Here is a 26,538-nt window from a genome sequence, read left to right on the forward strand (position 1 = left end):
TGGACCAATGAAAGCGATTATCTTCGATCACTTTGGTGGGCCGGATGTGCTCCGGCTCGCCGAGGTTCCTTACCCTGAGCTTCGGCCGACCGACATCCTCGTGAAGGTCATGGCGTCGGGCGTCAATCGGGCTGACCTCCTCCAGCGTGACGGCCATTACGGCTCGCGCGCCTTTGGAGACAGCCCTATCCTCGGCCTTGAGGTCGCTGGCGAGGTCATTGCTGTCGGCGAGGCCGTCAGAGACTTTTCTGTCGGCGAGGCCGTCAGAGACTTTTCTGTCGGCGATCGTGTTATGTCGATCGTCGGCGGCGGAGCCTATGCTGAAGTTGCCAGAGCAGACAGTGGCCTGTCCGTCCACATACCAGGTGCTATGTCCTATGTAGAAGCGGCGGCTGTCATGGAGAGCTTCGTTACCGCCGATGAAGCTTTATGCCATCTCGGCAAGATGCGGCCAGGGGAAACAGTGCTTGTCCATGCTGCAGCCGGAGGCATCGGATCCGCTGTGGTTCAGCTTGCAGTGGCGATGGGAGCGAAAGTGTTCGCCACTGCCTCCGGTAGCAATATCCACAAGGTTGGTTCTCTTGGTGTTGAGGCTGTGTGGGATTACCGCCGTCAGGATTTCGAGGCCGAGATTATTGATGCGACCGGATCCAACGGCGCGGATGTGATCATCGACTTCATCGGTGGAAGCTATCTCGCCCGGAATATTCGCAGCCTTGCTGAAGGCGGACGCCTTGTGCAGGTCGGGCTGCTGGGGCGGGACGACAACGCGATCATTCCGCTTGACAGGGTGCTCTACAAGCACCTGAAGGTGATCGGAACGGTTATGAAGTCCCGCGCCATTGAGGAAAAGCGGGCAATGGTTCGGCGTTTTGCGGAGAACGCGCTACCGATGTTTGTTGACGGGCAGCTTCGGCCACTCGTCGGGGAAGTCTTTCCACTTGATAGAGCTGCAGATGCCCATCGTCGCATGGAAGCGGGCGGTGGTTTTGGGAAAGTGCTTCTTGAGGCGGGATGAACGGTAGGAAGGGAGCGCATTTGACTGAGCAGTATGAGCCGATGTCTTGTCGTGCAACGAAAGGACTCCGCACATAGCGTCGCCATGCACACCAAACGCACGCGAATCCACTATTCTGCAGATTGACTTTGCTTCACGACCAATAAAATGCTTGCCGGCCTGACAGAGGAGAACACTGATGGCCGACGAAACTGCGATTGAGACAACTGCGACCACCGAAGCGCCGGCCGCAGCTCCCACTGAAAAGAAAACCCGCAAGCCTAGGACACCGAAAGCTGCCGCCGAAGCTCGCTCCGCGGATGCTATCGCCGCACCTGCCGAAACTCCGGCCAAGAAGACGCGTGCGAAGCGTGGCTCCAAGACCGCCCCGGTGAAGGTCGAAAAATCGGCTCCCGCACCCAAGGCGGCCGCCGCTCGCGCACCTCGCGTTGAAGCTGCCGCGTCCGCTCCCGCCGCCACCTCTGTTGACGTCATTGACGATATCGCCGACCTCATTAAGCTTGAAGAAGAAAACAAGCAGCTTCGCAAGGAGCTCTCCGAAAAGCTGCGCGCCGAGAATGCGGATTTGCGCAAGCGCCTCGGCAAGGCCTGAGTCACGGTTCCCGAGCGGCGCCGCGCATTTACATCCGACGGCGCCGTCGATCTTTCGCCTGATTGAGGCCAAATCAATCCGGTCCTGGTGACAATGAATGACCGCGGCTATTTACCTGCCGCAATGCTTTGAAGGTAATGTGATGAGAACACCATGGAGATTTGTGGCTGACCTGGTGTCGCGTAAACCGAAGCCAGAGAGCGCTGCAGTTGCACAGAAAACCATTGCGCTCGAATACAAGCCGGTTTCTGAAGAGGAACACCCGAGCATCGAACCGGCGGCAGTCGTTCGCGCTGTTGAGCCCGGCCCTGAGGCAAGCCTGCTCGATCAAGATACTGGCGCGACTGACGTTGAACCAGCGGCACCCGTTGCAGTAGATGCCCCTGTAGCCGCAGTTAATCAGGAAGAGCCTGCTGCTCTCCTTACCCCGCGCCAGTCTGAAGAGACGTCGCCTGCTCCCACGTTGACTGAAGTTGCCGAAACACCGGTGAAGCGAGCGCCGGCACGCCGAACGAAGGTTGAGCCTACCGCGAAACTGGCGGTGTCCATCATCCAGACCGAAGAGGTCGGTCCTGCCATCGCTGTCGGCCCTAAATCATTCTTGGATGAAATGGCCGATCTTGACACAGAGGTCGGTGCGTTGCGGCGTCAGCTTGCAGAAAAACTGAACGATCAAAATGCGCAATTGCGCAAGATGCTTGCCAGGTTCAACGCGGGCTAATCGCGCCGTTATTCTCATAAGGGAAAGCGCTCCGCCGGAAGGGGGGGCTTGTGATCTTCGTCAATCCCGGTTCAGGTGGGACCGCGCGAGGCGCAGAGGCGGCGAGCTATCCGTTGCGCCAAACCGGCCGCCCCTTGGACATCAGGGGAAATCCGCGCTGCGGGTCACCTCGCTCCATGCGTCAAAGTTTTCCTTAAGTGCCTCAAGGCGCTTATACGCAAGATCGAGAGCCGAGCCGCCCAGCAGCAAGCGCAACGGAGGGTGGGCTGATTCCACTGCGCCCCGGATGGCCACAGCCGCGCGCGCCGGATCGCCTGGCTGATTGCCCGATACCGCTTTGGTCGACGACCGGCGCTTTCCGGACGTGTCGGCGTAGTCGTCGATCTCGATCGGCGACTCCACCATGGAGCGTCCGGCCCAGTCGGTCCGGAACGCGCCCGGCTCCACGATGGTCACCTTGATGCCGAGCGGGGCGACCTCCTGGCTCAACGACTCGGAAATCGCCTCGACCGCGAATTTGGTCGCGTGATAGTAGCCGGTTGCTGCGAACGCCATGAGACCGCCCAACGAAGAAATGTTGACGATATGACCGCTTCTTCGAGAGCGCATGAAGGGTAGAACCTCCTTTGTGACATCGATGAGGCCGAAGAGGTTCGTGTCGAACTGTTTGCGAACCCCTTCGTCGTCGCCCTCCTCGATCGCCGCGAGATAGCCATAGCCCGCATTGTTGACCAGGACGTCGATCCGATCGAAGTTTGAGATGGCTTTAGCAACTGCGCTCTTGATCGTCGCGCGATCAGTCAGATCGAGCTTCAGGACAAGGGCACGACCGTCGAACTGCTCCTCCAGGTTCGCCTGGCTTTCTGGACGACGGACCCCAAGGACCACACGATAACCAGAATCTAGCAGGTGTTTGGCGAGCTCCAGTCCGAGGCCGCTCGAGGCTCCGGTGATGAACCATACAGCTTTATCGGTCATTTTTTCTTCCTTTTCGATTGCAGAGAGACCACAAGGCTTCGAAGGAAAACTTCGATCGCCGCCTGTCGAAAAAAGATACGAAGGGGCGGAGACGGCCGTTATGCCAAAACCCCCAAATATTCATACGATCCTACCAAAGACGAGGTCCGGACCTAGTTACGGGCTTTGTCAGGTGCTGGTGGAGGGACAATCTTGAAGATCAAGGACGAGCTTATCGCGATCATTGACCGTCACGCCTTGGCACCCAAACAGGAAACGCCCATCGCCGGGCTGACGATCTTCAAGCCCCGACACTTCCGGCGGAAAGCATTTACACGCCGCGCCTTTGCGTCGTTCTTCAAGGGCGCAAGGAGATTTCGCTTGGCGGCCATACGTTCGACGTCGATGACACCAAGTATTTTATTGCCTCTGTAAACCTGCCCGTTTCTGCTCGGATTACCGAGGCATCGCCAAACTATCCGCACTTCGCAGTGTCGTTCGAACTTGATGGTAACGCGATGGCTGAACTGCTTCACTACGTCTCGGCCATGCCTTTCTCACCGCACCGGGAAGGTCTCTCCGTGGGAGGGCAGACAGACGATATCTTGCACGCGCTTTATCGGGTGTTGGCACTTGTTGACCGTCCAGAAGATCTCGGAGCGCTCCTGAGGCCGGCCACGACGGAACTCTATTATCGGCTTCTACAGGGTGAAAGTGGCGCAACTCTGAGAGATTTCGCAACCGGAAATACAAAGCTCGCTCAGATCGGGCGGGTGACCTCCTGGCTGAAGGAGCATTATCGCGAGCCGATGTCGATCGGCTTTCTCGCCGATCTAGCGGGCATGAGCCCGACATCGCTCCATCGCCACTTCAAAGCAACGACACTGATGACGCCGCTGGAATACCGGATGCATGTCAGGCTTCATGAAGCCCGTAAATTGTTGCTGATCGGAAGTCCGAATGCCAGAGCCGTGGGCTTCGACGTCGGATATGAAAGTCAAACCCAGTTCACCCGCGAATACCGTCGTCTGTTCGGTCGACCGCCTATCCAGGACATTCGCCTGCTCAAGGGCGATAGCCCTCCCGCACCGCCGGTCGAGGATGGCCAACCTATTCTTCCACGGCTTTAGGACGCGCTGATCTCGGTTAACTAGCAGCCGATCGCGCTCCTAGCTCTTGAAGGGAGCTGAACTTCCGGCCCGCTATTTGTTTCGCGTCGATGCCAGAAATCCTTTCCCCTCTTTGGTTTTCGAGCTTAGTTCTTAACGGTCCTTGGTGATGGCTCCGGACGTCTTTGCCCGACCTTCCCCTTGTAATCCAGTATTTCAGCACGATTTAGATGGTAGTGACGGCTCGTCTTCAGGGCGCTGTCATCAAGGGTGCAAAACCTTGCCCCAACAAACGAGGACGTAATGTCTTCCAATCCAGCAGCACCGCATGTCGAACCCGCCGGCTTCAAGTTGGTCAGGGAAGTGTTAATGTCAACCGGCCTCCGGGAATCCGCGTCCGACGCGAGCTCCGGCATGAAACGCGACGCCTCGCTCTTCCTCTTAGCCGAGTTCCGCGGCAGTGTGAGGACCGAATCGGCTCTCCTGAGTTCTCTCGCCAAGCGGCAACAGTCATCGACGCGAGCAAGCCTTGATCCCCAACCCGACGGTAGCGCTGTTGATCGATGGCAAGATGAGGGTGGGCGCTGATGGGCATCTCGTTTCCAAACGAAGCTCGTAGTTTTGACGACAGAAATCGCTGTGTCCGTTTTACCGGATACGACGGGATGTTCGAGATCAAATTCTATCTGGCGACCGAAGTCTTAGCCTGCGAGAAATCGCATCGAAACGCCAGCGAGGCAGACTACCTGACGGCGTTCGATGCGTTGCGGCCAAGAATTCTGAAAGCTGCGACCTCTGCTTATTCCAAAGTTCGATCCAGCGCGATTACGCTGGATCTCGCGCATTTTCGTTGAGCATACCGGGATCCTGAAAGGATACGATCGTGCATCATCCAACCAAATCAGTTCCACCGCTCCAACCAGGAACATCGAAAACCGTGCTTGTGAGCGAATTTGCGAAAAGGTTTCGCCTCGGTCAGGTGGAGGAGAACCGATTGCGGAAGCTCCTGGGACCCATCGCGAAGGAAATAGACCTCCTCCGAAATGCCGGCAGATAGAGGGGTTGGCCCGCCACAGAGCATTCAGCAATCTCCAGACAGGAACGGTGCCGTCATGAATACATCAGTGAAACGCATCACTATCGTGCGACCGTTCCAGCTTCCCGGGATGGCGCAACCTCATCCACCAGGCGTCTTCGAGCTTCAGATTGACGAGGAGCCCATCGACGTAACATGGGAGGCTTATCATACGACAATGACCTTGCTCCTTAGCTCCAACGGGCGCACCGAGGCGTGGCCCGTGTCGAGGGAGGAATTCGAAAAAACGCTGGCGCCATCTATTGCCCCTTGAGCAACCTCAAGACTCGTCGGACCCGACGAACTGGCAACGGAGGAAGATTTTCTCGTGCAAGCCAAGCTTGCCTCACCAGAGTTCCGTATGCCGAGCGGCAAAGGTCCAAAAACCATGAGACCGTTGCATTTCCGCTGGATCACGGACCTCCGCGATTATCGCAGCCGAGCCAGATAAGATTGGCGCCGCAGACACGTTCCCAGCCTTGCGGCACCTCAGGACCGTACGGACAGCGCAGCAGCGGCAATAACACACTCCGATCTCAGGTCACCCCGATCTTAGCGGCGAGATCAAGGAGACTATCATGACAATAGACCGCGCCAGTGTGAGAACAATCCCCAAGCCATGGGGTCGTCTTGATCTCGGGCCATGGGCATCGAAGAACCGCCAGGACAGCCCCGTCGGCGAAATCTCGTTTGACTATGGCGAAGCGGGGGAGCGGGATCGTCTGCTCCTCCTGAAGCTCCTCTTCACAGGGGAAACACTGTCGATACAGGTTCATCCCGATGATGCTGCCGCCAAGTCGATGGGGATGGAAAGCGGCAAGAGCGAAGCCTGGTATGTGTTGGCAGCGGACGACGGGGCGCAGGTCGCCGTGGGCCTTAAGTGGCCACTGACACAGCTCGAATTTAGGAAGGCCGCGCTCGACGGATCGATTGACGGCCTTCTCGACTGGCAGGAGGCCGCGGCCGGTGACGTGTTTTATGTTCCGGCTGGCACCGTGCATGCCATCGGTGCGGGTCTGGTCATTGCTGAGATCCAACAACGCAACGAGACGACGTTTCGCATCTGGGATCATGGACGTTCGAGAGAACTGCATATCGAACAAGCTATAGCCGTGACACGGTTGGAACCGGCAAGCAGCAGGAAGCTACCACGGCATATCACCGTCGAGCGCGCCGAGCTCATGTCTTGTCCGTTCTTCACCCTCGAACGGTTGGACCTCCCTGCCGACACCGTTTGGGAATTGACGGCGAGCAGCGAAAGTTGGGCTCTGGTCGTCTCGGGAGGCGGAGCAATAGGATCCCTGACGGCGACGATCGGCGATGGATTTTTCGCAGAAGCTGATCGCGCCGACATCCGTGTCGGGCGTGACGGAATTGTCTTGCTCATTGCCACCGCAGCGAGCGCGCCCGCGATCGGGCTCCTGAGGCAGCTCCCGGCCGAAGTCGGATCGCAACCCGGTTCCGAGCTGGAAAGTGGTCGCCAAGGGCGAAGCGTCATTCCATTCCGCTCGTCAGGAGCTTCGCTATGAATCAGCTCAAAAATATCGCATTCATCGGCAATTCTTTTCCGCGTCGCTGTGGTATCGCCACTTTCACGACGGATCTGCAGCAGGCCGTTTCGAAGTCTCCAGCCCGTGTCGCCACGGCGATCGTGGCTATGACGGACCATGATCATGTCTACGACTACCCGCCGGAGGTCCGTCTCGCGATAGCCGATAACAACCGTGACGACTATATTCATGCTGCGGACGTCCTGAACGCCGGCAATTTCGACGTCGCCTGCCTGCAGCACGAATTCGGAATTTTTGGCGGCGAGGACGGACATCATATCGTTGCGCTGCTGTCGCGGTTGAAGATGCCGATCGTCACCACGCTGCACACGGTTCTGGCGGAGCCAAGTCTCGGCCAGCGCCGCGTCCTGAACGAACTCGTCGACCTGTCTGCCAAAGTGGTGGTCATGGCGGGAAAGGGCAGGACTTTGTTGTCGGAGGTCTATCATGTGCCGGCCGGCAAGATAGAGGTCATTCCCCATGGAATTCCCGACATGCCGTTTTCGGAACCGGCAGTCGCGAAAGCTGACCTTGGCTTCGACGGACGCTCGGTGATCCTGACGTTCGGCCTTCTCTCACCGAACAAAGGCATCGAGGTCATGATCGATGCCATGCCCTTGATCTTGGAAAACCGGCCCGATGCGGTTTACGTTATCCTCGGAGCAACCCATCCCAATCTCGTACGCGACCAAGGTGAGGCCTATCGCGAGAGCCTGGTAACACGGGTAAACGACCTGGGCATCGAAGACAGCGTGGTGTTTCTCGATCGCTTCGTCGACAAGGCAACGTTGCTGAATTTCATCTCCATGTGCGATGTCTATGCCACGCCTTATCTCAACGAGGCCCAAATGACATCGGGCACTCTGGCTTACAGCTTCGGTCTTGGGAAGGCCGTCGTCTCTACACCTTACTGGCACGCACAAGAACTGTTGGCCGACGGCCGTGGTGTGCTCGTCCCATTCGGCGACGCGACGGCTATCGGCCGCGAGATCGCGTCGCTTCTCACGGACGACACAAGACGCGACGCAATGCGGCGCCGGGCATACCAAAACAGTCGTCCGATGACGTGGCAAAAGACCGCCGAGCGCTATCTCGCATTGTTCTCACAGGTGGCGTTTCAAAATCCCGCACGACAGCCCGCAGCACCAACGAATGTCGTGATGCGCAAGGCCCCCCCCCTCCCCGAGCCGCAGCTCGGCTACTTCATGTCGATGTGCGACGATACGGGGCTGTTCCAACATGCCGTCTATTCCGTACCGGATCGGGCGCACGGCTACTGTGTCGATGATAATGCCCGCGCGCTTCTGTTGTCGATTGCTCTCAACGAACCTGGCGAGAGACTGTTGCCGGACGCCCTCGCCGCGCGCTTCGCGTCCTTCGTGCAGCACGCCTGGAACCCTGACGAGAAACATTTTAGAAACTTCATGGGCTTCGACCGACGCTGGCTGGAAGATAAAGGATCGCAGGACAGCCACGGCCGAACGCTCTGGGCTCTTGGAGAATGCGCCCGCGGCGACGCAAGCCCATCCCGGCGCGCGTGGGCCGCGGCCCTGTTCGCGCAAGCATTGCCGACCGTTGAAGGTTTTGGCTCGCCACGCGCCTGGGCGTTTGCGCTCTTGGGCCTGGACGGCTATTGCGCAGCCTCCCCTCAAGACATGTTGGCCCAGCAAATCCGTTCGACACTGGCCGACAGGCTGTTGGATATCTTCCATCGTGTCGGGAAAATAGGATGGAGCTGGTTCGAGGAGAGCCTTTCCTACGACAATGCCCGATTGTCTCAGGCCCTGATCGCGACGGGATTGAGTGCTGAACGCCCTGATGACGTGGCCGCGGGCCTCAAATCCTTGCGATGGCTAATGACGGTACAGACAAACTCTGATGGACTGTTCAGACCTGTCGGCACGGATGGCTTTACAGATCGGACGGGAGAGGTGAAGGTCTTCGATCAACAGCCTCTGGAGGCGACAGCGACGATCGCTGCTTGTCATGCCGCATGGCGGGTCAGCCACGACGTCACATGGAAAAAAGAGGCCGCAAAGGCTTTCGCCTGGTTCCTCGGCAGCAACGATCTCTCATTGCCAGTCGTGGATCTCGAAACAGGCAGTTGCCGCGACGGTTTGCATCCGACGCGTCTCAATGAAAACAGAGGCGGCGAATCCGTGGTCTGCTATCTCCTCGGCCTTGTGGAGTTTCGTAAGCTTTCGCGTGCCAGCGGCCATCCTTCGACACTCGCTCCGCTTCGCGCGCTCACCGCGTAACGCATCGCAGCCTCAACTCAGATCGAGATCATCTTGTCACAGACAGCATTTCTCAACCGCCAGGCACTTTTCCTACGACCCGATCCCACACGCGTCGTGGTGCGGCGCTTCAAACCCGCTACGGAACCGCGAGACTTCAAACCGACGGACAAGACGCGGGCCAATCACATCGTGGATCGCGTGCTCGGCCTCGACCTTGAGGTCGCAGAGCAGCAACTGGCCGAGGTTCTCGAAAATTTCGAGGGCCGACACCGCAATCTGCTGGCGACGTTCGAAAAGCGCGCTATCGAAATGGAGGGAGCGTTCGCGCCCCACATTGCTTTCAACAAGGTGCAACGCCAACTCGTCGGCGCATACTTCATGCACGAATACTCCTTCGAGGCATCCGCTTTGTTCAACCCGAGCATAGTCGCCCATGCGGATCAGTCGGGCGTGCCGCGCGGCAGCAAGCGCTTTATCTTAAGCCTGCGTGCGGTCGGCGAAGGACATGTTTCGTCTCTCACCTTCAGATCGGGAATTGTCGATCAGAATGGCACCGTGGACATCGAACCCACGGCGCGGCTTGCGTCCATTCCCTCGTTCGACAATCCCTCACCTTCATCGCCCGATGAGCCTTTGGAACTGAAATTTTCCTCCGAACAGCCAATCAGCGAACGGGTGATATTTCCAGTCACCGCTGCGCAGTCGAACGGCATCGAGGATGCTCGCTTCGTCGAGTTCGAAGAGGCTGGTCAGAAAACCTACTACGCCACCTATACGGCCTATGATGGCAGAGACATTCGCTCCGAACTCCTCGAGACCAAAGATTTTCTGTCGTTTCGGATGACGCCTCTCGCCGGAACAGCCGCCAAGAACAAGGGAATGGCGTTATTTCCGCGAAAAATCGACGACCAATATGCGATGATCGGTCGCCAGGACAATGAAAACCTTTATCTCATCCGCTCCAACGATCTCCACGTATGGAATGGCGGCGAGATCATTCTCGGCCCGAAATTTCCGTGGGAATTCGTGCAAATGGGCAATTGCGGATCGCCGATCGAACTCGACGAGGGTTGGTTGCTTCTGACCCATGGTGTGGGACCCGTGCGAAAATACGCAATCGGCGCAGCCCTTCTCGACAAGCGCGATCCGTCCAAAGTTCTCGCCCGCTCGAAAGAGCCGCTCGTTCACCCGGAGCCGTCGGAAAGGGAGGGATATGTTCCAAACGTCGTCTACACATGCGGCGCGATGCGCCACAACGATCAGATCGTGCTACCTTACGCCATCTGTGACACGTTCTCGAACTTCTCGACGATCAAGATCGCCGACCTGCTGGGCACCCTGACCGGCTGACTCTCTCTGCATGGGGTTAGCATCCTTTGGAGCCGACACGGGGAGGCCAGGCAACATCAAACGGCCGCAATGCCGGGGTAAATCTTGATCGACTGCGACGCCGCCCCAAGGGGCGAAACCACTGGCGAGTTCGCTTGCGTTAGTCGCCGTCAATCATTCCCGAAATCACAACCTTTATGGAGCAAGCCTCATGACGGCTTGAATTGTTTCTTTTGAAATTACCACAGCGAAATTCTACTCCGTCTGCCAGCAGCCGTGCTCGGGCCACCGCGGATACGACGGCAATATCAAGGTCGCACAGCCTGATGAGCCGATATGAGCAATATACGGTTTCAGCCCGAGAAGCCGCCCAAGCTGGTGACCGGGTCGATGCGGAAAACCTTTATCAGCACGCTGAACACTTTTATCGCACGGCGGCCCTGCAGAAAGCCGGCCAGAATCAATGATCGTGGAAACAAAGTCATCTATCGACCAACGCCCGGACGAAAAAGCCTGGCTCAAAATCCTTGCCAGATATCGCACGCCGCATTTGGGCCGCAGTGCATTCGAGTTGACCGTCACAGCCATCCCTTTCGCCGCCTTCTGGACGCTGACCTGGTTAGCGGTACATTTCGGCTTCTGGTGGGGCTTTATACTGATCGTCCCGGCGGCGGGCTTTCTGCTGCGGCTGTTCATGATCCAGCACGATTGCGGCCACGGCTCCTTCTTTGCCCGGCGGCGCTTCGATGACTGGACAGGACGCGTTCTCGGTGTTCTCACGCTAACTCCGTATGACTATTGGCGCAGGGCGCATGCCACGCATCACGCGTCGGCCGGCAATCTCGATGAGCGCGGCGTCGGGGATATCACCACTCTCACCGTGACAGAATATTATGGACGATCGCGGTGGGGACGGATTGGATATCGCCTTTATCGGCATCCGCTGGTGATGTTTGGCATCGGCCCGGCCTGGCTTTTCCTGTTTCAGCAACGGCTGCCGATGGGAATGATGCGCGATGGCGTGCTTCCCTGGATGTCAACGATGGCCACAAACGCTGCAGTGATGGTGATCGCTGCGCTCCTGATCTGGGCGGTCGGCCCGGTATCCTTCCTTGTCGTTCATCTGCCGATCGTCCTCCTGGCGGGGTCGATTGGCGTCTGGCTTTTCTATGTGCAGCATCAATTCGAGGAGACGCACTGGTCGAAAGAGCCGGAGTGGCAATTTCCAAGGGCCGCTCTGCACGGTGCCTCGCATTACGATCTGCCGCGTCCTCTGCGCTGGCTGACCGGTAACATCGGCATCCACCACGTGCATCACCTCTCCAGCAAGGTTCCCTACTATCGCCTGCCGGAGGTCCTTCGAAACCATCCTGAACTCGCCGAAATCGGCAGGATCACGCTGTGGCAGAGCCTGCAATGCGTAAAGCTGGTCCTGTGGGACGAAGGAAGCCGGCGCTTGGTCTCGTTTCGTGAAGCGGCCGCTATCGCGCCGGTCACTCGGGGTCAATGAGATCATCCCAGCAGAGATCAGGATATCTTTGCAAAGGAAATTATGCGGCGCAGCATTCTTACTCATATTGGAACTTGTGCCCATGGCGGGCAAAGGAGACCGATGTGCCGGAGCACATAAATACGCGCCAGCTGATCGAGCTGAGGAACTTCTCTTCGACCCCCGCTTGCGGAAGTGCCGGCTTTACCTGCCGGCCATCCTCGCTCCCCAAAAAGCCGCTCGTCGTCGTCCTGCACGGATGCACGCCGCCCTGTGTCCGGAGCAGTAGGGGGCGAACGCCAAACTGTGTTTCAACGGGCTCGAACCACGCAATCCGGGGCCAGGCTGGTGAAGCTCTGTCAATCCGCGAAATGATAGAAGGCGTCGTCGAGTCGCATGGTTGGATCCTGATAAGATCGTCATCATCGGACCGTCCGCCGGAGACGCGATCGCGGACGTCATGTTGGCGACCTATCCCGAATTGTTAGCTGCCGACGCGATCATCGGCGGGCTTAATGATGGAACCGCCTAAGGCGGAGGGCAGGCTATCGAAATGCCGAGCAGATGGTCCATCAGTGGGCCATCGTGCACCAAGGTCTCCGACGCACCGGATGTGATCGAGCCATCAATGGCGATAGTCGTAAGATCTGGCTCAATGAAAGCGGCAAACCCGTCACCGAGATCAATCTCATCAAGGGCATGGCCCACGGTGTACCTTGCCGTTAAAAACGAAAGTCATTTGGAAAATTCAGGGACGCATGCTGGAGGCCGGCATTGAACGCACGCGAGGCTGGTTGGGCGACCCAGGTTCGATACGACCAAGACAGCAGGAGCTTAGAAAAAAAGAGATAGGCATTGCAAAACTAAAAATTGAGCCTATATATTGTTTATCGACCAATGCTTGTGACGTCGTTCCAGAGCTTTGTGCTCCCGTCGGATTTCCTCTCAAATAATCGATCTTATCCCGCAAGGCATCGCGGGAACCACAACGATTGCTTTGAAAGGAAATCGTTATGAACACTGGTACTGTAAAGTGGTTTAACTCCACCAAAGGCTTCGGATTCATTCAGCCTGACAATGGCAGCACGGATGTCTTCGTGCACGTGTCTGCCGTAGAGCGCGCCGGCATGCGTTCGCTCTCGGATGGTCAGAAGATCACTTATGACATCGTCCAGGATCGCAAGTCCGGCAAGAACTCTGCTGAGAACCTTCAGGCGGCGTAATAAGGTCATTCGCACCGCTGACCACGGATGTACTGGCAGCAAAGCTGAATGACTGTGAGAGGTCGGGTTCATGCCCGGCCTTTTGTTTTTCTCGCCATAGAGATTGGCAATCGTAATCTCCGAAGCGTCCGCAAGGATGGGTCCAGTTTCGACCGCTCCCCGAGCGGCATCGCAGGCAGTAAATGACAAAGCCTGCTCAAACGGCGAGGCAGGCATGTGGCAGACATAGTCGCCGTGTCATAGGTATCGCTGTCTTTCCGATGGCTTCACCCAACCGAGAGGAGGACGCGATGTCTTCCAACGAGTATTCCGGTTACGTTTCACAAAATCTGGCTCGTTCCAGTCCATTCGGATATCATGAACAAGCGCCCCTTCGCGCGCTTCTTGAGACCGTGGTCACCCGGGCCGCTCAGCGAATCCTGCCCGTGGCGGCGATGAGTGCCTCTCCAAATTTCGGCATCGACGGAAAAACCCGCATGCGGACAATACTTCAAGGCAGGACGCTTCTACCAGTTTAGCAAATTTGCTTCGAGACAAACGTCGACCCAAATCACTCCAGCTCAAACAGCGCCAACACTTATCGGGCGCCGAAGGATAAGCCCATGGCCAAAGGCCAAACGCGTAGCAACCGAGAAATCCGTAAACCGAAAAAAGACAAATCCGCAGCAGCGGCACCCGCGCCATCTGGCTCGCAGGTCAAGCTCACGGGCGGCCACACGGCGAGTGTCAGTAAGAAATAGCTGGGCGCTGTCACCCCCAATATCATCGCAAGGGGCGCGATATCGTGCTCATTCTTCGAGGACAATATGACAAACTACACCACCCGAAAATCCGCAGAAGCGCTGTTTCGTGCACCTGCCGCCGAAGCCGGTTCCAGTGCCGAAAAGCTCTTCAACCTTCGGAAAGCGATGCAGCTGCGGAAGCGACAACTGCGCGCTAGCGAACGAACCGTCCGAGATGCCGCCCGTCGCCTCCGTCATCCTGTCGCAACCGCGAGGGCGCAAATGTGACCCGGTTCGATTATACGGGTGGAGCTGGACTTTATGCCGGCAAGTCGAAAGCCGGCATAGTCGGCCCTCGCTATCGGCGGTTCGAGACAGCTGCCGAAGCCCTCCGTTTCGCCGTAGAGGACATGCCAAAAAGTCAGCAGCGTGGCTCAATGTTGGAGATTGACGAGGCGCGTTTTGATCAGAACCAGATTCGCGCGCTCTATGACGCGCCAGGCTACCCACTTTCACGCCGGATCGCCTGATCGGCGACAGGTCTGACTTACTCTTGGGACGCCGGCATAAGCTTTGATCCGCGACGCTCAGAGATCCGGGATCACCGTCGCGATCAAGCTGATCCGATAGGCCGTGGCTTTCCGTGTCCTATGAACTGAAAGCTGAAAAGAGGACTACGACATGACCGATCTGCAAGAATTTGCTTCGAGTTCGAATGGAGACAAGTGGTTCATTGGAAAGGACGCCGCGACCAGCAGGCTTTTCGTCCTCCATCGGGGGAATGCATCCTCTGGCGGCCACGAGACAAGTTCATCGGTCGATGCTTTCCTGAAACAGCAGCCCTTCGGTCCCGAGTGTGAGGCACTGGTCGTGTTCCTGGAGAAGAATAAAAAGAGCGAAGATACCGGAATTCGAGAGGATGCTGAGACGCCATCCCTGCGGCTGGCGGAGGAGTACCTGCGCCTCGGCGGGCGTCGGCGCGTGAAAGTCGACGACAACATCGTCAGCACGCGAAAGTGGGACGATGAACCAGCCATGGCATCGTCATTCTGGAAGGAGCATATCGAGCCTCTGGATGAAAAGCAGCGTCGGGAGGTCAAGCTGCATCTCCCATCGATCAGCGATGTCTGATCCGCAGGGCAATCGGGTGTTGTGATGAGTCCCGGAGCTCGGCAACGGACAACGTAGAGCCGTAGGCGTTTCGCCAGCTCAGGTCTGATGGAGTGGATTGGTTTGCACTCGTGCGGCGCTGACAAGGAGAGGGCATGCTGAAGCTTTCCATGCGACACCGCACGACTTACAGCCATCGCTTCCCGGTTCAGCTTTCCCCCAGTCGTCTGGTGTTACGTTCTCGTGAGGGCATGGAACTTCTGCTCTACACTCACGACATCGCGTTTCCACGGGAAGGCCGCTCGCCGACGGACGTCTTCAGAAATGCAATCGATTATGCAAAGCCGAGCGCGGTGCGCAACATCGGCGGTCGGGACGATCGAGGCGTCGGCACGGTGATTAACAGTGCGCTTCGGGCTGCTGGACTGATGCGTTGATGAGCCGGTGCGGCGCGCGGAAGTTATGCCATTGCTCTGTCTCAGGGGCAGCGCCCTCGCCATCAGCTTTTTAGGACCCGTTGCTATGCCGACGCTCAACATTCATCATCGTACGACTTACGCTTTTCGAGAGAAGGTGTCGCTGTCGCCGCACCGCCTTATGCTCAGGCCACGTGAAGGCCGCGAGCTCAGGCTGCTGAGCCATGATTTCCATTTCGCCCGAGGCTGAGTTGACCTGGTCGAACGACGTATTCGGCAATGCGATCGCCTCAGTGACATTCCAGACGCCCAGCGAAAGCCTTGTTGTGGACAGCATGGCAACCGTCGATTTGACGGCATCTGCATGGCCCGTCTTCGACATTGCGGTGTCGGCAATCAACTATCCTTTTCTGTACACCGACAGTGATTGGACTGATCTCGGTGCGCTTGCGGTTCAGCAGTACGAAGATATCGACGGCCGGCTTGCGACATGGGTTCGCGGTTTCGTCGCTGGCACGCCGACCGATACGCTGTCCCTCCTCAAGGATATTAGTCTAGGCATCGCATCCTCCATCTCCTACCAGAGCCGGGAAGAGGAAGGCACGCAGGCGCCGTCGACCACTCTCGATCGGGGTTGGGGCTCTTGCAGAGACTTTGCCGTACTGTTCGTGGAGGCGGGGCGCAGTCTGGGCTTCGGCGCCCGGATCGTCTCAGGCTATCTGTTCAATCCGGACAGTTCCCTCGTTGGCTCGACGGACCTGGGATCGACGCATGCTTGGGCGGAGGTTTTCGTTCCGGGCGCCGGTTGGATCACATTCGATCCGACGAACCGCAGCATGGGCGGCGCCAACCTTGTCCCGGTCGCCATGACACGCGACATCGCGCAGGCCGTTCCGGTCTCAGGGAGCTTCATGGGTGCGGCTGATGCCTTCCTGTCGATGGACGTGACAGTAGAAGTCAAAGCAGTCGACCCTGCACAAGTAGCGCGGCTTTAACGCTCGTCGAATCGGGCACTCAATGCTCGCGTTTCCAAGTTCCGCGGCTCTTGATGAGAATCGAACGTTGGGTCCGCATAGTTTATTGTCGGGAGGGAACGAAATTCCTCACGTTACCGCAAGGCGCCACGCCTGCTTTTGGTATTTGTTTCTGTTCCCTTGCTCTTTGATGGCGCCTTCTGTGTATCGCTCTTTTTAGATCGACCCCTGAGAAACAAGAAGCTTGCAACAAACAGACCGATGATGACGATATAGCCGCCCTGGCTCGAACCATTTCTTCCGCTGGTTTTTTCGTCGGACACTGTGGTTCTCGACGGTGCGGGTGGAGCCGAAAAGGGTAAGGGCTTCGGAGAAACAACCGCGGAATTCACATTAGGTGGATTCACGTCCGGTGTTGATGCGACATTCGCTGGCACGGTAACTGGTTGGAAATCGCTAGAAGCAGGAAATAACGCCTTCAATGAATCCTGCGTCACGATGCCAGACGGGGTGAGCCCATGCGCCCGTTGAAACGCTTGAAGTGCGGCAATCGACTTTGACCCCCAGATTCCGTCAGGCGCGCCGGCATCGAAACCTTGTCCAGCAAGCGCCTGCTGAACGTCTCGAACCGGCCGTATCTCGGCAAAAACCATGTGGGCCGACATCAGAAGCCCTACGCAAGCAATCGCGCCTGATGTGCAGGTTGCTTTTGTTGCCATCAGGCCTCTCCTCAGTGCACCGCAAGGTTTATTCGTCAATGCTCACATCGACTGACAATCATCCGCAACCCGAACGCCGACCCCTTTGATAGAAAGTCCAAAAAAAGTCGTTATCAACTTCGGCGTTCAGATTCAGGAATCGCCGCAACTCATCTACATTAGCACCTCCTGGTTGCTTTTCAGGTCGAATCCAGTGGTTCTAGACATCGCGCCGATCTTTCGGCCCTACCTTGACGAAGCCATCATGCGCTTCTCCTATCTCCATCCAGAGGTGGCGGTCACCGCCGCGAAAGACGGTGTCGAGCTCAGCAGCTCCGACCTCACAGTGATAGCTGCGTTTCGCCACACGCTCTATCGACAGAAGATTTTCCGTGAGACGGACGCAGTTCGCCGGTCGGTGATCGAGAGATTGCTGCGATGAATGTGATGCCGTTAAAGTTCCGGACTTCCGGCACGGAGAGCCTCCTATTCTGCGACGATGCCGGCGGCTTCTTTCGTTCCGACGAGGCATTCCTCGTGCGATATGTAGCGGGAGAGCTGTCAGCTGAAGATACGCGGTTTCTGGAAGTGAATGGACATGCCTTCGACAAGGCTGGCGATCTCGCCTTCAATTCATTTGCCTATCGGTGGGCCAAACGCCTCCATGCGCCGTCTGAACTCGACTACGTCATCCTGGTGCCAACGCTTCGCTGCAATCTTGCCTGCGCCTATTGCCAAGTAAGCCGCGTCAACGAACATGCGCCTGGCTATGATTGGGACGCGGCCACCCTCCAGGCGGTGCTACGATTTCTTGATAGCCAGTCGACGCAAAGGATAAAGATAGAATTTCAGGGCGGCGAACCGCTCCTTCGGCTCGACGTCCTGAAGGAAGTACGGGCTTTCGCGCGGCAGCGCTTCGAACAATCTGAATTTGTCGTCTGCACAAATCTCCAGGATGTAAGCGAAGAGGCATGGGCGTTTCTGTCGTCACAGGACACGTTCGTCAGCACATCACTTGATCCGACAGTCTCTCTGCATGAACGCCATCGCACCATAACGACAGCCACAACCGATCGCTTCCTGCGCAATCTGGCACGCGCAACACAGTCGATGCCGGGGCGGATTTCAGCACTCCCGACCTTCGACCCCGATGACTTGCCGGACCCAGGCGAGGTTATAACCCTCTACTCGTCCTTCGGCTTCCGATCGATCTATCTCCGGCCGGTAAACCACCAAGGATTTGCCCGGAAGCGGTTTCGAACACGTGATATCGGCTCGCTCTGGGCCGACTATATCCGCGCCTTCATCATGCGCCTTGTCGAACACAACGCGACGTCGGACACGACAATGGAAGAGTTCTACTTCTCTCATTGTCTACGCCGTGTCTTGCGCAGTGGTCACGACAACCACGTCGATCTCCGGAATCCGAACGTCGTCGGGAAAAGTTATCTGGTGATCGATCATGACGGCGCCTTTTATCCGAGTGATGAGGCACGCATGATGACGCGGCTCGGCCATATCGACCTGCGCATGGGCGACGTGCGGACAGGGCTCGATCGCGCGACAATCGATGCGCTCAACATGGAAGCGCTCAATCTGTTTGACGCCGACTGCGTGCACTGCCCCTATCAGGCTTTCTGTGGCGTCGACCTTATCGACGATCTTTCCAGGCACGGTCGGATCGACTTGCCACGTCACATGACTGACTTTTGTCAGAGACATATGGCAATTTTCGATCTTATCTTCGAACTGCTCTATTGCGACGATCCGAAGGTCCAGCGCTCGATCGCCCTTTGGTCGGGACTTGAAGCAATCGATCCGCAATTGCTGAAGTTCCATTCATGACCGACATGAGTCTTAAGGTCGAGCCGCTTCCGATCGTCGAGCCGCTCATCGTCAGGCTGCGGGACGCAGCCGATGAGCTCGGCGTACACGATGCCGTGCTCATCGAGGTCGACGGTCAAAGGCGGGAATATGACTTCCAGGGTTTCTCACTTGCGCTCTACGCGGACCCCGACACGAGACTCGACAACGACGTCATCTTGATAGCGCCGGGACAGACAAGCGCCCGACGCCTGATCAGGGCCAATTCTGCGCACAACACGCTGCTGATCACTGAGCAATGCGACCAGCTCTGCCTGATGTGCTCGCAGCCACCGAAAAAGGGCCATATCGATCTGTTCGCCGAGCTGGAGACCGCCACGTTGCTGGCGCCGGCCAACGCCTACATCGGCCTGTCTGGAGGCGAACCTCTCCTCCACAAGAGGAAGCTCTTCGACATGCTTCTGTCCTTGTCGATCATCAGGGCCGATCTGAGGTTCCATATTCTGTCGAATGGCCAGCATTTTACCGACGAGGATATCGAAACACTACAGACGATCGGAACGGAACGGATCCTTTGGGGCATCCCACTCTATGCGCGCGACGCTGATCGTCACGACACCATCGTCGCCAAGCAAGGCGCCTTCGAACGGCTGATCGAGTCTTTTGCCATTCTCTTTGAGGCAGGCGCCTTGATCGAACTACGAACAGTGGTCATGCAGCAGAACGAAGCCGAGCTGCCCGCAATTGCCGACTTTGTTGGCACCTCCCTGCCCTTCGTCGAGCGTTGGGCGATCATGCAGCTCGAAAACATCGGCTATGGTCGTATGAATTGGGATCGCAGCTTCAAGGATACGTCGACCGATTTCGAAAACGTCGCGCGCGCCATCAACATCGCGACAGCCAGAAACGTCCCTATCCAGCTCTACAATTTTCCACTGTGCTCGGTTCCGGCCCGCTATCGCGGTCTCGCCCCGGCATCAATCGCCGATTGGAAAAAAAAGCACGAATCCTTCTGCAGCGGATGCTCGCAACGCCAACGCTGTGGCGGCTTTTTCGAATGGTACGATCACAAAAAAGGTTTCAGGGGGCTAACGCCATTATGAAACGACGCCTATTCCTCATCCCGTCGCTGCTTGCCGCCGGCTTCCTGCCATCAGAGACTGTAGCCATGCCGCTTGATCCGATCGCCAAGAAATCGGATCCGCATTCGATCCTCGAGCGTCTCAAGATCCGTCATCTCTATTCGCTCGCCGGCCATCGCTCGCATTCGAGCCATAGTTCCCACAGTTCCCATTCGAGCCATCGCTCGGGCAGTGGCGGCGGGTACCTGCCAAGCACTACCTACAGCAGCCCCTCCTACAGCGATCCGTCACCACCTGTCCCCCGTTACACCGCCCCGACCTATACGCCGCCGGCCGCCGCACTGATACCGGCAATACTCACCCCGGCTCCTGTACCAGCCGCTCCGCAGCCAGTGGCACCGACCAAGGTGCTGCCAGGCAATTCCAACAAATTCCGACAGGTCGTCATCCAGGTGCAATCGGGACTGACGGCCTATGGCTACTACGCTGGCTCGCTTACGGGCGTCGTTGACGAGGATACGCGCGCAGCACTCAGCCAGATGCAAAAGGACAACAATCTGAAAGTCACCGGAACGATTACGACCGAAGTCCTGGACGCTTTTGGCATTGCTGTTCGTTAGCCGTCCAGGCTGTTTTGAACGAGGAGATACCGGACCTGCTTCACCGTCGGCACATCATCCAGTGGCGAGTGCGCCATTTTAACCACGATTATCTAAATAAGAATCGTCTTATGAAATATTGGCGACTCTCCTCTTTGCGAATCATCTTTTGCGTGCAATGCGATGAGCGCGAAACAACTCGGGGAGGATCTGATGTTCAAGCTTATTGCTGCTGCTTTTCTGATGCTTATCAGCGCATCGTCGTTCACATATGCAGGAAACTGCAATCATTCGTGGGACAGAGCCTCCGATGGCTCAAGTTGCGGCGGCCGCGCGTCCGACCAGCGTGACGGCGGGTCTTCCGGCTGGTAGGTAAAACCCCGAAACGATTGAAGGCTCGCTGCGGCGGGCCTTTTTTGCGTCTATCCGTCGTGAAGTCTTGCCACGCATCGACATTCGAGATGGGTCATTGCTTGAAGCAGTTCTCCCGATGCCACTGGAGAAACCGAGGATGCGGCCGCTCGAACGGTCGCGACGGAACGACCGCCCTCCCAGTTCGGTTGATTACGCCTCGAACACCGTCTGGATCGTTAGCTTGTCGAGAAATCACAATCTCGAGTTCATCCGTAAGACTGATCAGTCCGCGGTCGAACATCCAATGTGCCGTGCCGGACAGGGCAATACCATTGCTGATGATGTCCGGGCCATTCGCCTCCACCGGTCGAATGTGGGCAGCATCGACTTCGGCACGCCCGCCACCGTTAATGAGCTTCAATCCAGTAATTGCGCAGCGCTTGTCATAGGCCTGCAGAACCAGCCTGCGAAATAGTCGGCTGCGAACGATCCGTGAGGACAATTGCGTGACGCGCTCCCGCTCCTGCTCAAATATGAAAGGTGCTTGAGCTCCGTCTTCAAAACCGTCGCCAGAATGCGAGGACAGTTGATCGTCCACGCGAGGCAATTCTGGTTCATGTTCATCAAGACCAGCCGACAGAATACGATTGAAATCCTCTGCGGATATGGGCCGCACGGCGGCCTGTGCCCTACCGGAAATTCGTCCCTCATCATTCAGGACGCCGCGTTCAATAACGCCACCTGGTCCATTGAACGGAACAGCATTGACGAAGTCGAGGTAGGTGCCTGGTCCAATCAACGCTAGGTACATGTTCTGCGACTTCGAATCGGAGATGACCTGAGCTACCTTTGCGACGGCAAAATAGCCGCGCGTTGCGAGAACTTTGCGCGGCTCATAGTAGATGATCCAATCTCCGACACAGGCTTGAACACGGCCAAGATACTGGCTCGGGAACTGATACTGTTCCGCTGGACTGTCGTCGTAAATCGAATCTGAGCGATGGATGAAAACCCCGAATCCCATGGTTCATGGTTAGCATTGCCGGCCCTATTGCGCACCTCGGCGTTTGTCGTCTGCACTGAATTCGGCGGCAGTTTAGGGTTCATTTACCATGTGGCTTTAGCAGGCCTCCCCCCGGCACCGGTGCCGGCAAGGATCCAAGCCAAAGTCATCATGAAAAACCAGTCTGCTTCATCCATTCATTTTCAGCGTAAGATTTCTGAGTTCTGCGATTTGCGTATCGCGCCCCTCGTCTCTCAGCGCACGCTCGACAATATCAAGCCTTACCTCACCAGCCTGATTATCTACCGTAAGCCTCCGCCCATGCGGATGGGCCGCATTGACTGGCAATCGGTCAGCGAGGCCTGCGGTCTCGCAGATGAATTGTCGGCAGGCTTGAAGAAGAACCTGCAATCTGGGCTCGAGGCGATTGCCCGCTGGGCTGCGAAAGAGCTTCCGAAGGAAGATGATCAGCCAGTCGCGAGGAAAGTGAAAAGGAAACCAGCTCCTCCATCTTCGATTTCGTCCAAACAGCGCACCGCGCCAAGCTCTCGACATCCAGAGGCCGCGGCGGCGACATCAAAAGCGAAGCCAGGCGTTCCTCCGAAACTGGTTGAGGAATTTCCGGAGCCACTCTTCGACTGGACCGAAGACCCCGACGATTTTCAGCAGGCCCTGATCTATCATATGCGCCGGCACGGGGATTCTTATTTTCACCTGCACCGAGCTGTCGCTGGCGCCCACCCATCCTTTGACCACAAGACCCTGCTGACCTGGGTGAAGGGCATCAAGGTACCACGATCTCTAGACAGTCTTGAAATCCTGTCGCGGATCGAGCGTCGCTACCGTTTGCCGAACGGCTACTTCAAAGAGAAGCTTCCGCACCAATCACGGTCGGCGTCCGGGCATGAGGTCGGCACCGATATTGGCCCCGCCGAGCGGCGGCGTCTTGCGTGGCATTTGCCAGACGACTTCAACAGCCTTCCCTTTGGCAAGCGCGAAGAAATTCTAGAATGGGTCCGACGCGTCATCATCTCTGGCACGACCGACTATCGACGATTTCAGGCGGCAGCCACCAAGCAGCGATATGCAATTCGGTTTCCCGGTATTTCCTATGGCGGCTCGCTTACGCCTCGAGCTGACGCGGAGAGTTTCGCGGACGATGAAGGCGATCACACGACGATAGAGGATCCGGATCTGCTTGCAGGCGTGATCGACGCCCCTCCCCGGCTGGCGATGGAAATGGCGAACTTGATCCGTTTCAAGACCGCAACTTTGACAGCTCTCGGGTTTCAGAGAAACGGCCTGTGGGGCGAAGAGACGGCGTCCCAGAAGATCGAACATCTGGGTTTGATGTTTGGTTCTTTGGCGGCGTCACCGAATAGCGCGGTAAAGGGCTTTGGCGTTCCTCTCGGTCAATTGACCTTTGGCCTTTTGGTCTTTCCCGGTATCTGGGACTGGTATCTGCAATGGCGCGAAAGGCGCCGTGGCTTCTATACCAAGTGGGAAGAGGACATGCTGCAGGTCCTGCTCGGTATGGTCCGGCCGGATACCGGCTGGATATGGCAACATCCGGAACTCGCCCAGAATGTGAAGCCAATCCCGGGCTTAGTCACCGCCACCGAGCTCGCGTTCGCCAAGGCAAACTGGCGTGCCGCTTGCGATACCTGCTTCAAGCATGCATCCCAGCGCTCGAAAGAAATCCAGCGTGTGTCGCGGGTTCACCGCGATCCGTTCGAGCCCATCATGGCCATTCTCGAGGCCGAAAGCCCGCTGTTTGAGTATCGCAAGATTACTGACGAGATCATCAAACGCATGCCGAATGAGGATCGCTATCCTCGCCCAGCTGCGGAAGCAGTCAGATCATTCTTGATGCTGCGCCTGGGGCTCCATCTCGGTCTGCGTCAGGAAAACCTGCGGCAATTGCTCGTCTGCCCGCGCGGGCATTTCCCGACATCGGAAAGACGATTGGAGGATATGAAACGTGGAGAGATCCGTTGGAGCGATCGCGATCATGGCTGGGAAGTCCTGATCCCGTCTAACGCCTTCAAGAATGCCAATTCGTCGTTCTTCGGCTCGAAACCATTTCGGCTTGTCCTGCCTGATCTCCAGGACCTCTATCCGTATCTGAACGCTTATATTGATCGACACCGTGGTGTCTTGCTAGGCGGCGCTGATGATCCAGGCACGTTCTTCATCAAGACCGTAAAGACCACAAGCAAGGATGCGGCCTATAACCAAACGACCTTCTACGAAGCTTGGCGGCTCGCCATCCGGCGGTATGGAATCTACAATCCCTATACTGGCCGCGGCGCAATCAGAGGGTTATTGCCCCATGGTCCGCATAATGTTCGCGACGTCCTCGCCACCCACATCCTGAAGCAAACTGGTTCATATGAACAGGCCAGCTATGCGATCCAAGATACCCCAGACATGATCCAGCAGCACTACGGCCGTTTCCTGCCGCAAGACAAGGCTGCACTTGCGGCGCGTATTTTGAATCAAGTCTGGGAGGCGACTGCTTAGTGGGATTGCTGAGTGGCGAAAGAATTTGCGACAGACCACTTCTGATATAAGAAGTTGCCCGTTTGGACGACTATCCCATTGTTTCCATTAATGTGGCTTCATCCGACCTCCGGAAATCCTGATAAAAGAAGGATATAATCCAAGAGGCTATATTGCCATATGAGCAGAGCGATGTTGCGCGCAACTCAACAAAACGCGGATAAAAATCCGCACCCTTGTCTTCGCGTCATCGCTTTGTTTCCACTCGAAGTTTTCTACATTGCGAGGTTCTGAAACGGTCGAATCTGATATAAGGGGGATAAAAGAGGACCCATAATGCCGATTCACGATCCCTGTGCCCTGCTCAATCGATTGCTCGAAGAACCGACGGAATGCGCGTGGCTGGAATTCAAGGTCAACAACAAGGATCCGCTTCAAATCGGAGAATATGTGTCGGCTCTCGCAAATTCGGCGATGCTCGCCGGACGAGACCGCGCCTTTCTCGTGTTCGGGGTAGAAGACCGGACCAAAAAACGCGTTGGCACAGACGTTCGCCTTCAGCATCAGAAACATGGCAATGAAGACTTCACCAATTGGCTAGCACGAATGATCGAACCGCGAGTTCTCGTTGAAGTTCTCGACTTTGTTTGTGACGGCTTATCCTATTCTGTTATTGCCGTAGAACCTTCCCATGAACGACCAGTCAAATTCTCTGGCACGGAATTTATCAGGATCGGCGAAAACAAGAAAAAACTCGCCGAGTTTCCAGAGCACGAACGCGCACTTTGGATAGCAACTGGTCGCCGACGCTTCGAAACGGCAGTCGCAACAACCAACGTTACCGAAGACGATCTTTTCAAAATGCTAGATCCCGACCCGATCTACGAACTGACTGGCGATCCTAAGCCGAAAAGACCTCAGGAAATTATTCGAAAAATGGTCGATGCCGGATTTCTGCTCGACAATCTTGAGGGGAGGTTCGACATCACCAATCTCGGAGCAACCATGCTGGCTAGAGACGTCACTATCTTTCCATCCATCGCCGGAAAGACTGTCCGCATCGTCAAATACGCCGGCCGCGACAAGTCTCGTTCTGACTTCGAGCAAGAGGGCAAAAAAGGATACGCTGTAGGCTTTACGGCAATGATGCGGTTCTTGATGGAGCGCCTCCCTAAAGAAGAACGCTACATCGACGGCGTTCGACGTATGGTGCCACATTTTCCTGAGACCGCCGTCCGGGAAGTGATTGCGAACGCACTTATCCACCAAGATTTCATGGCGGCTGGCGTCGGCCCCGTGGTCGAAATCTACGACAATCGCATCGAAGTCACCAACCCAGGCAATTCCTTGATCAGCACCGACCGCATACTCGACGAGCGCCGATCAAGAAACGAAAAGCTCGCTGCAACCATGCGATCGTTCGGCCTCTGCGAAGAACGCGGGGGCGGACTAGACAAGACCCTAATCGAAATTGAAGCACAACATCTGCCCCCTCCTGACTTCATTTCGTCCGAGAATTCGATGCGTGTCGTTTTGTTCGCGCCTAAAACATTCGCCCAAATGTCAAAGGCCGAAAAGCTGCGAGCGTGCTTTTTCCATTGTATCCTTCGTTGGCTCACCCACGACTACATGAGCAACGCCACTCTTCGAGAGCGATTTTCACTCCCACCGGAGGAATACCAGGCTGTCTCGGCTATCATCGCCGAGTCTATCAAACTAAACCGCATTGCGCCCGCGGATCCCGATCAAGGCAGGCGCAACGCACGGTATGTTCCATATTGGGCGGTCTAATGTTTTCGAGCATCACGCCTTGATGGGAATCGAACCGCAGGCTTGATTGGATCAGAGGTTCAAGCTCGTCGGTGGCAATGTCATATGCGTCGCCGTGACGAAAGATGCCTGCATCGCCTGTGATTTCCAATGCTAGGGATCCGTCCATGTTTGTCCACTT

26 protein-coding genes and 1 pseudogene are annotated in these 26,538 nt (G+C 56.8%); 24 read left to right on the forward strand and 3 right to left on the reverse strand.

All coding sequences use genetic code 11. The features are described 5' to 3' along the window. Positions 1–7 precede the first annotated feature (7 nt). The 3 genes from LVY75_33330 to LVY75_33340 all read left to right on the forward strand — a co-directional run bounded on the left by LVY75_33330 (position 8) and on the right by LVY75_33340 (position 2,331). Positions 8–1,018, forward strand: coding sequence for an NAD(P)H-quinone oxidoreductase (locus LVY75_33330; protein ID XAZ26182.1), 1,011 nt, complete (start codon positions 8–10; stop codon positions 1,016–1,018). A gap of 178 nt (positions 1,019–1,196) precedes the next feature. Continuing rightward, positions 1,197–1,610, forward strand: coding sequence for a hypothetical protein (locus tag LVY75_33335; GenBank protein ID XAZ26183.1), 414 nt, complete (start codon positions 1,197–1,199; stop codon positions 1,608–1,610). A gap of 97 nt (positions 1,611–1,707) precedes the next feature. After that, positions 1,708–2,331 carry a hypothetical protein gene (locus tag LVY75_33340; protein ID XAZ26184.1) on the forward strand — a complete coding sequence of 208 codons (624 nt, stop codon included), beginning with the start codon at positions 1,708–1,710 and terminating at the stop codon, positions 2,329–2,331. A gap of 141 nt (positions 2,332–2,472) precedes the next feature. Here LVY75_33340 and LVY75_33345 read toward each other — a convergent pair whose 3' ends face one another. Beyond that, positions 2,473–3,309 carry an oxidoreductase gene (locus LVY75_33345; GenBank protein ID XAZ26185.1) on the reverse strand — a complete coding sequence of 279 codons (837 nt, stop codon included), beginning with the start codon at positions 3,307–3,309 and terminating at the stop codon, positions 2,473–2,475. 192 nt (positions 3,310–3,501) lie between these two features. Between LVY75_33345 and LVY75_33350 the strand changes: the two genes are divergently transcribed. The 14 genes and pseudogenes from LVY75_33350 to LVY75_33415 all read left to right on the forward strand — a co-directional run bounded on the left by LVY75_33350 (position 3,502) and on the right by LVY75_33415 (position 16,546). Then, positions 3,502–3,723 carry a hypothetical protein gene (locus LVY75_33350; GenBank protein XAZ26186.1) on the forward strand — a complete coding sequence of 74 codons (222 nt, stop codon included), beginning with the start codon at positions 3,502–3,504 and terminating at the stop codon, positions 3,721–3,723. Further along, entirely contained in the window at positions 3,618–4,418 is an 801-nt protein-coding gene (locus LVY75_33355) for an AraC family transcriptional regulator (GenBank protein XAZ26360.1), read from the forward strand. The genes LVY75_33350 and LVY75_33355 overlap by 106 nt, the downstream gene beginning before the upstream one ends. Positions 4,419–4,984: 566 nt before the next feature. Further along, positions 4,985–5,251 (forward strand): DUF1488 domain-containing protein, encoded by a 267-nt coding sequence (locus LVY75_33360; GenBank protein XAZ26187.1) that lies wholly within the window; start codon positions 4,985–4,987, stop codon positions 5,249–5,251. A 799-nt stretch (positions 5,252–6,050) separates the two neighbouring features. Next, positions 6,051–7,001 (forward strand): class I mannose-6-phosphate isomerase, encoded by a 951-nt coding sequence (locus tag LVY75_33365; protein XAZ26188.1) that lies wholly within the window; start codon positions 6,051–6,053, stop codon positions 6,999–7,001. Beyond that, positions 6,998–9,280 carry a glycosyltransferase family 4 protein gene (locus tag LVY75_33370; protein XAZ26189.1) on the forward strand — a complete coding sequence of 761 codons (2,283 nt, stop codon included), beginning with the start codon at positions 6,998–7,000 and terminating at the stop codon, positions 9,278–9,280. Before LVY75_33365 ends, LVY75_33370 begins: the two co-directional genes overlap by 4 nt. A gap of 33 nt (positions 9,281–9,313) precedes the next feature. After that, positions 9,314–10,612, forward strand: a complete 1,299-nt coding sequence (locus LVY75_33375; protein ID XAZ26190.1) for a glycoside hydrolase family 130 protein — start codon at positions 9,314–9,316, stop codon at positions 10,610–10,612. 305 nt (positions 10,613–10,917) lie between these two features. Next, a complete protein-coding gene (locus tag LVY75_33380; GenBank protein ID XAZ26191.1) occupies positions 10,918–11,058 on the forward strand; it encodes a DUF4167 domain-containing protein in 141 nt (46 codons plus the stop codon). A 2-nt stretch (positions 11,059–11,060) separates the two neighbouring features. Next, positions 11,061–12,101 (forward strand): fatty acid desaturase, encoded by a 1,041-nt coding sequence (locus tag LVY75_33385; GenBank protein ID XAZ26192.1) that lies wholly within the window; start codon positions 11,061–11,063, stop codon positions 12,099–12,101. A gap of 992 nt (positions 12,102–13,093) precedes the next feature. After that, positions 13,094–13,303 carry a cold-shock protein gene (locus LVY75_33390; GenBank protein ID XAZ26193.1) on the forward strand — a complete coding sequence of 70 codons (210 nt, stop codon included), beginning with the start codon at positions 13,094–13,096 and terminating at the stop codon, positions 13,301–13,303. A 290-nt stretch (positions 13,304–13,593) separates the two neighbouring features. Further along, positions 13,594–13,821 (forward strand): hypothetical protein, encoded by a 228-nt coding sequence (locus LVY75_33395; GenBank protein ID XAZ26194.1) that lies wholly within the window; start codon positions 13,594–13,596, stop codon positions 13,819–13,821. A gap of 488 nt (positions 13,822–14,309) precedes the next feature. Next, complete coding sequence (locus tag LVY75_33400; GenBank protein XAZ26195.1) at positions 14,310–14,555, forward strand: hypothetical protein; 246 nt, start codon at positions 14,310–14,312, stop codon at positions 14,553–14,555. Positions 14,556–14,706: 151 nt separating this feature from the next. Then, complete coding sequence (locus LVY75_33405) at positions 14,707–15,156, forward strand: hypothetical protein (protein ID XAZ26196.1); 450 nt, start codon at positions 14,707–14,709, stop codon at positions 15,154–15,156. A 134-nt stretch (positions 15,157–15,290) separates the two neighbouring features. Continuing rightward, entirely contained in the window at positions 15,291–15,572 is a 282-nt protein-coding gene (locus tag LVY75_33410; GenBank protein XAZ26197.1) for a hypothetical protein, read from the forward strand. Positions 15,573–15,657: 85 nt separating this feature from the next. After that, positions 15,658–16,546, forward strand: a pseudogene (locus LVY75_33415) (transglutaminase family protein). A 113-nt stretch (positions 16,547–16,659) separates the two neighbouring features. On the opposite strand, the gene LVY75_33420 reads toward LVY75_33415, so the two are convergent. Then, a complete protein-coding gene (locus LVY75_33420) occupies positions 16,660–17,244 on the reverse strand; it encodes a peptidoglycan-binding protein (protein XAZ26198.1) in 585 nt (194 codons plus the stop codon). Between the two features lie 244 nt (positions 17,245–17,488). Here LVY75_33420 and LVY75_33425 point away from each other — a divergent pair, with 244 nt between their 5' ends. From LVY75_33425 to LVY75_33445, 5 genes are all read left to right on the forward strand, one after another. Continuing rightward, a complete protein-coding gene (locus LVY75_33425; protein XAZ26199.1) occupies positions 17,489–17,665 on the forward strand; it encodes a hypothetical protein in 177 nt (58 codons plus the stop codon). Continuing rightward, on the forward strand, positions 17,662–19,068 hold the full coding sequence (gene hxsB / locus LVY75_33430) for a His-Xaa-Ser system radical SAM maturase HxsB (GenBank protein ID XAZ26200.1): 1,407 nt from the start codon (positions 17,662–17,664) through the stop codon (positions 19,066–19,068). The genes LVY75_33425 and hxsB overlap by 4 nt, the downstream gene beginning before the upstream one ends. Further along, positions 19,065–20,150: a His-Xaa-Ser system radical SAM maturase HxsC gene (hxsC, locus tag LVY75_33435; protein XAZ26201.1), complete on the forward strand. Its 1,086-nt coding sequence runs from the start codon at positions 19,065–19,067 to the stop codon at positions 20,148–20,150. The genes hxsB and hxsC overlap by 4 nt, the downstream gene beginning before the upstream one ends. Continuing rightward, positions 20,147–20,749, forward strand: coding sequence for a His-Xaa-Ser repeat protein HxsA (gene hxsA / locus LVY75_33440; GenBank protein ID XAZ26202.1), 603 nt, complete (start codon positions 20,147–20,149; stop codon positions 20,747–20,749). The genes hxsC and hxsA overlap by 4 nt, the downstream gene beginning before the upstream one ends. 192 nt (positions 20,750–20,941) lie before the next feature. Beyond that, positions 20,942–21,100 (forward strand): transmembrane anchored protein, encoded by a 159-nt coding sequence (locus LVY75_33445; GenBank protein XAZ26203.1) that lies wholly within the window; start codon positions 20,942–20,944, stop codon positions 21,098–21,100. A gap of 94 nt (positions 21,101–21,194) precedes the next feature. Here the strand turns inward: LVY75_33445 and LVY75_33450 are convergent, their stop codons facing one another. Beyond that, complete coding sequence (locus LVY75_33450) at positions 21,195–22,106, reverse strand: HNH endonuclease (GenBank protein XAZ26204.1); 912 nt, start codon at positions 22,104–22,106, stop codon at positions 21,195–21,197. A gap of 150 nt (positions 22,107–22,256) precedes the next feature. On the opposite strand from LVY75_33450, the gene LVY75_33455 reads away from it, so the two are divergent. Further along, the gene (locus LVY75_33455) at positions 22,257–24,608 is read left to right on the forward strand and encodes a hypothetical protein (GenBank protein ID XAZ26361.1); all 2,352 of its coding nucleotides are present in this window, start codon (positions 22,257–22,259) and stop codon (positions 24,606–24,608) included. A gap of 315 nt (positions 24,609–24,923) precedes the next feature. After that, entirely contained in the window at positions 24,924–26,378 is a 1,455-nt protein-coding gene (locus LVY75_33460; GenBank protein ID XAZ26205.1) for a putative DNA binding domain-containing protein, read from the forward strand. Positions 26,379–26,538 lie beyond the last annotated feature (160 nt).

It is taken from the genome of Sinorhizobium sp. B11, from assembly GCA_039725955.1.
In the GTDB taxonomy this organism is placed as follows: domain Bacteria; phylum Pseudomonadota; class Alphaproteobacteria; order Rhizobiales; family Rhizobiaceae; genus Rhizobium.

Coding starts and splice junctions, on each gene's coding strand:
- LVY75_33390 (XAZ26193.1), top strand. CDS start 13,094: ATGAACACTGGTACTGTAAAGTGGTTTAACTCCACCAAAGGCTTCGGA.
- LVY75_33340 (XAZ26184.1), top strand. CDS start 1,708: ATGACCGCGGCTATTTACCTGCCGCAATGCTTTGAAGGTAATGTGATG.
- LVY75_33365 (XAZ26188.1), top strand. CDS start 6,051: ATGACAATAGACCGCGCCAGTGTGAGAACAATCCCCAAGCCATGGGGT.
- LVY75_33420 (XAZ26198.1), bottom strand. CDS start 17,244: ATGGCAACAAAAGCAACCTGCACATCAGGCGCGATTGCTTGCGTAGGG.
- LVY75_33335 (XAZ26183.1), top strand. CDS start 1,197: ATGGCCGACGAAACTGCGATTGAGACAACTGCGACCACCGAAGCGCCG.
- LVY75_33405 (XAZ26196.1), top strand. CDS start 14,707: ATGACCGATCTGCAAGAATTTGCTTCGAGTTCGAATGGAGACAAGTGG.
- LVY75_33370 (XAZ26189.1), top strand. CDS start 6,998: ATGAATCAGCTCAAAAATATCGCATTCATCGGCAATTCTTTTCCGCGT.
- LVY75_33425 (XAZ26199.1), top strand. CDS start 17,489: ATGCGCTTCTCCTATCTCCATCCAGAGGTGGCGGTCACCGCCGCGAAA.
- LVY75_33460 (XAZ26205.1), top strand. CDS start 24,924: ATGCCGATTCACGATCCCTGTGCCCTGCTCAATCGATTGCTCGAAGAA.
- LVY75_33395 (XAZ26194.1), top strand. CDS start 13,594: ATGTCTTCCAACGAGTATTCCGGTTACGTTTCACAAAATCTGGCTCGT.
- hxsA (XAZ26202.1), top strand. CDS start 20,147: ATGAAACGACGCCTATTCCTCATCCCGTCGCTGCTTGCCGCCGGCTTC.
- LVY75_33380 (XAZ26191.1), top strand. CDS start 10,918: ATGAGCCGATATGAGCAATATACGGTTTCAGCCCGAGAAGCCGCCCAA.
- LVY75_33410 (XAZ26197.1), top strand. CDS start 15,291: ATGCTGAAGCTTTCCATGCGACACCGCACGACTTACAGCCATCGCTTC.
- LVY75_33445 (XAZ26203.1), top strand. CDS start 20,942: ATGTTCAAGCTTATTGCTGCTGCTTTTCTGATGCTTATCAGCGCATCG.
- LVY75_33455 (XAZ26361.1), top strand. CDS start 22,257: ATGAAAAACCAGTCTGCTTCATCCATTCATTTTCAGCGTAAGATTTCT.
- hxsC (XAZ26201.1), top strand. CDS start 19,065: ATGACCGACATGAGTCTTAAGGTCGAGCCGCTTCCGATCGTCGAGCCG.
- LVY75_33450 (XAZ26204.1), bottom strand. CDS start 22,106: ATGGGATTCGGGGTTTTCATCCATCGCTCAGATTCGATTTACGACGAC.
- LVY75_33330 (XAZ26182.1), top strand. CDS start 8: ATGAAAGCGATTATCTTCGATCACTTTGGTGGGCCGGATGTGCTCCGG.
- hxsB (XAZ26200.1), top strand. CDS start 17,662: ATGAATGTGATGCCGTTAAAGTTCCGGACTTCCGGCACGGAGAGCCTC.
- LVY75_33345 (XAZ26185.1), bottom strand. CDS start 3,309: ATGACCGATAAAGCTGTATGGTTCATCACCGGAGCCTCGAGCGGCCTC.
- LVY75_33360 (XAZ26187.1), top strand. CDS start 4,985: ATGGGCATCTCGTTTCCAAACGAAGCTCGTAGTTTTGACGACAGAAAT.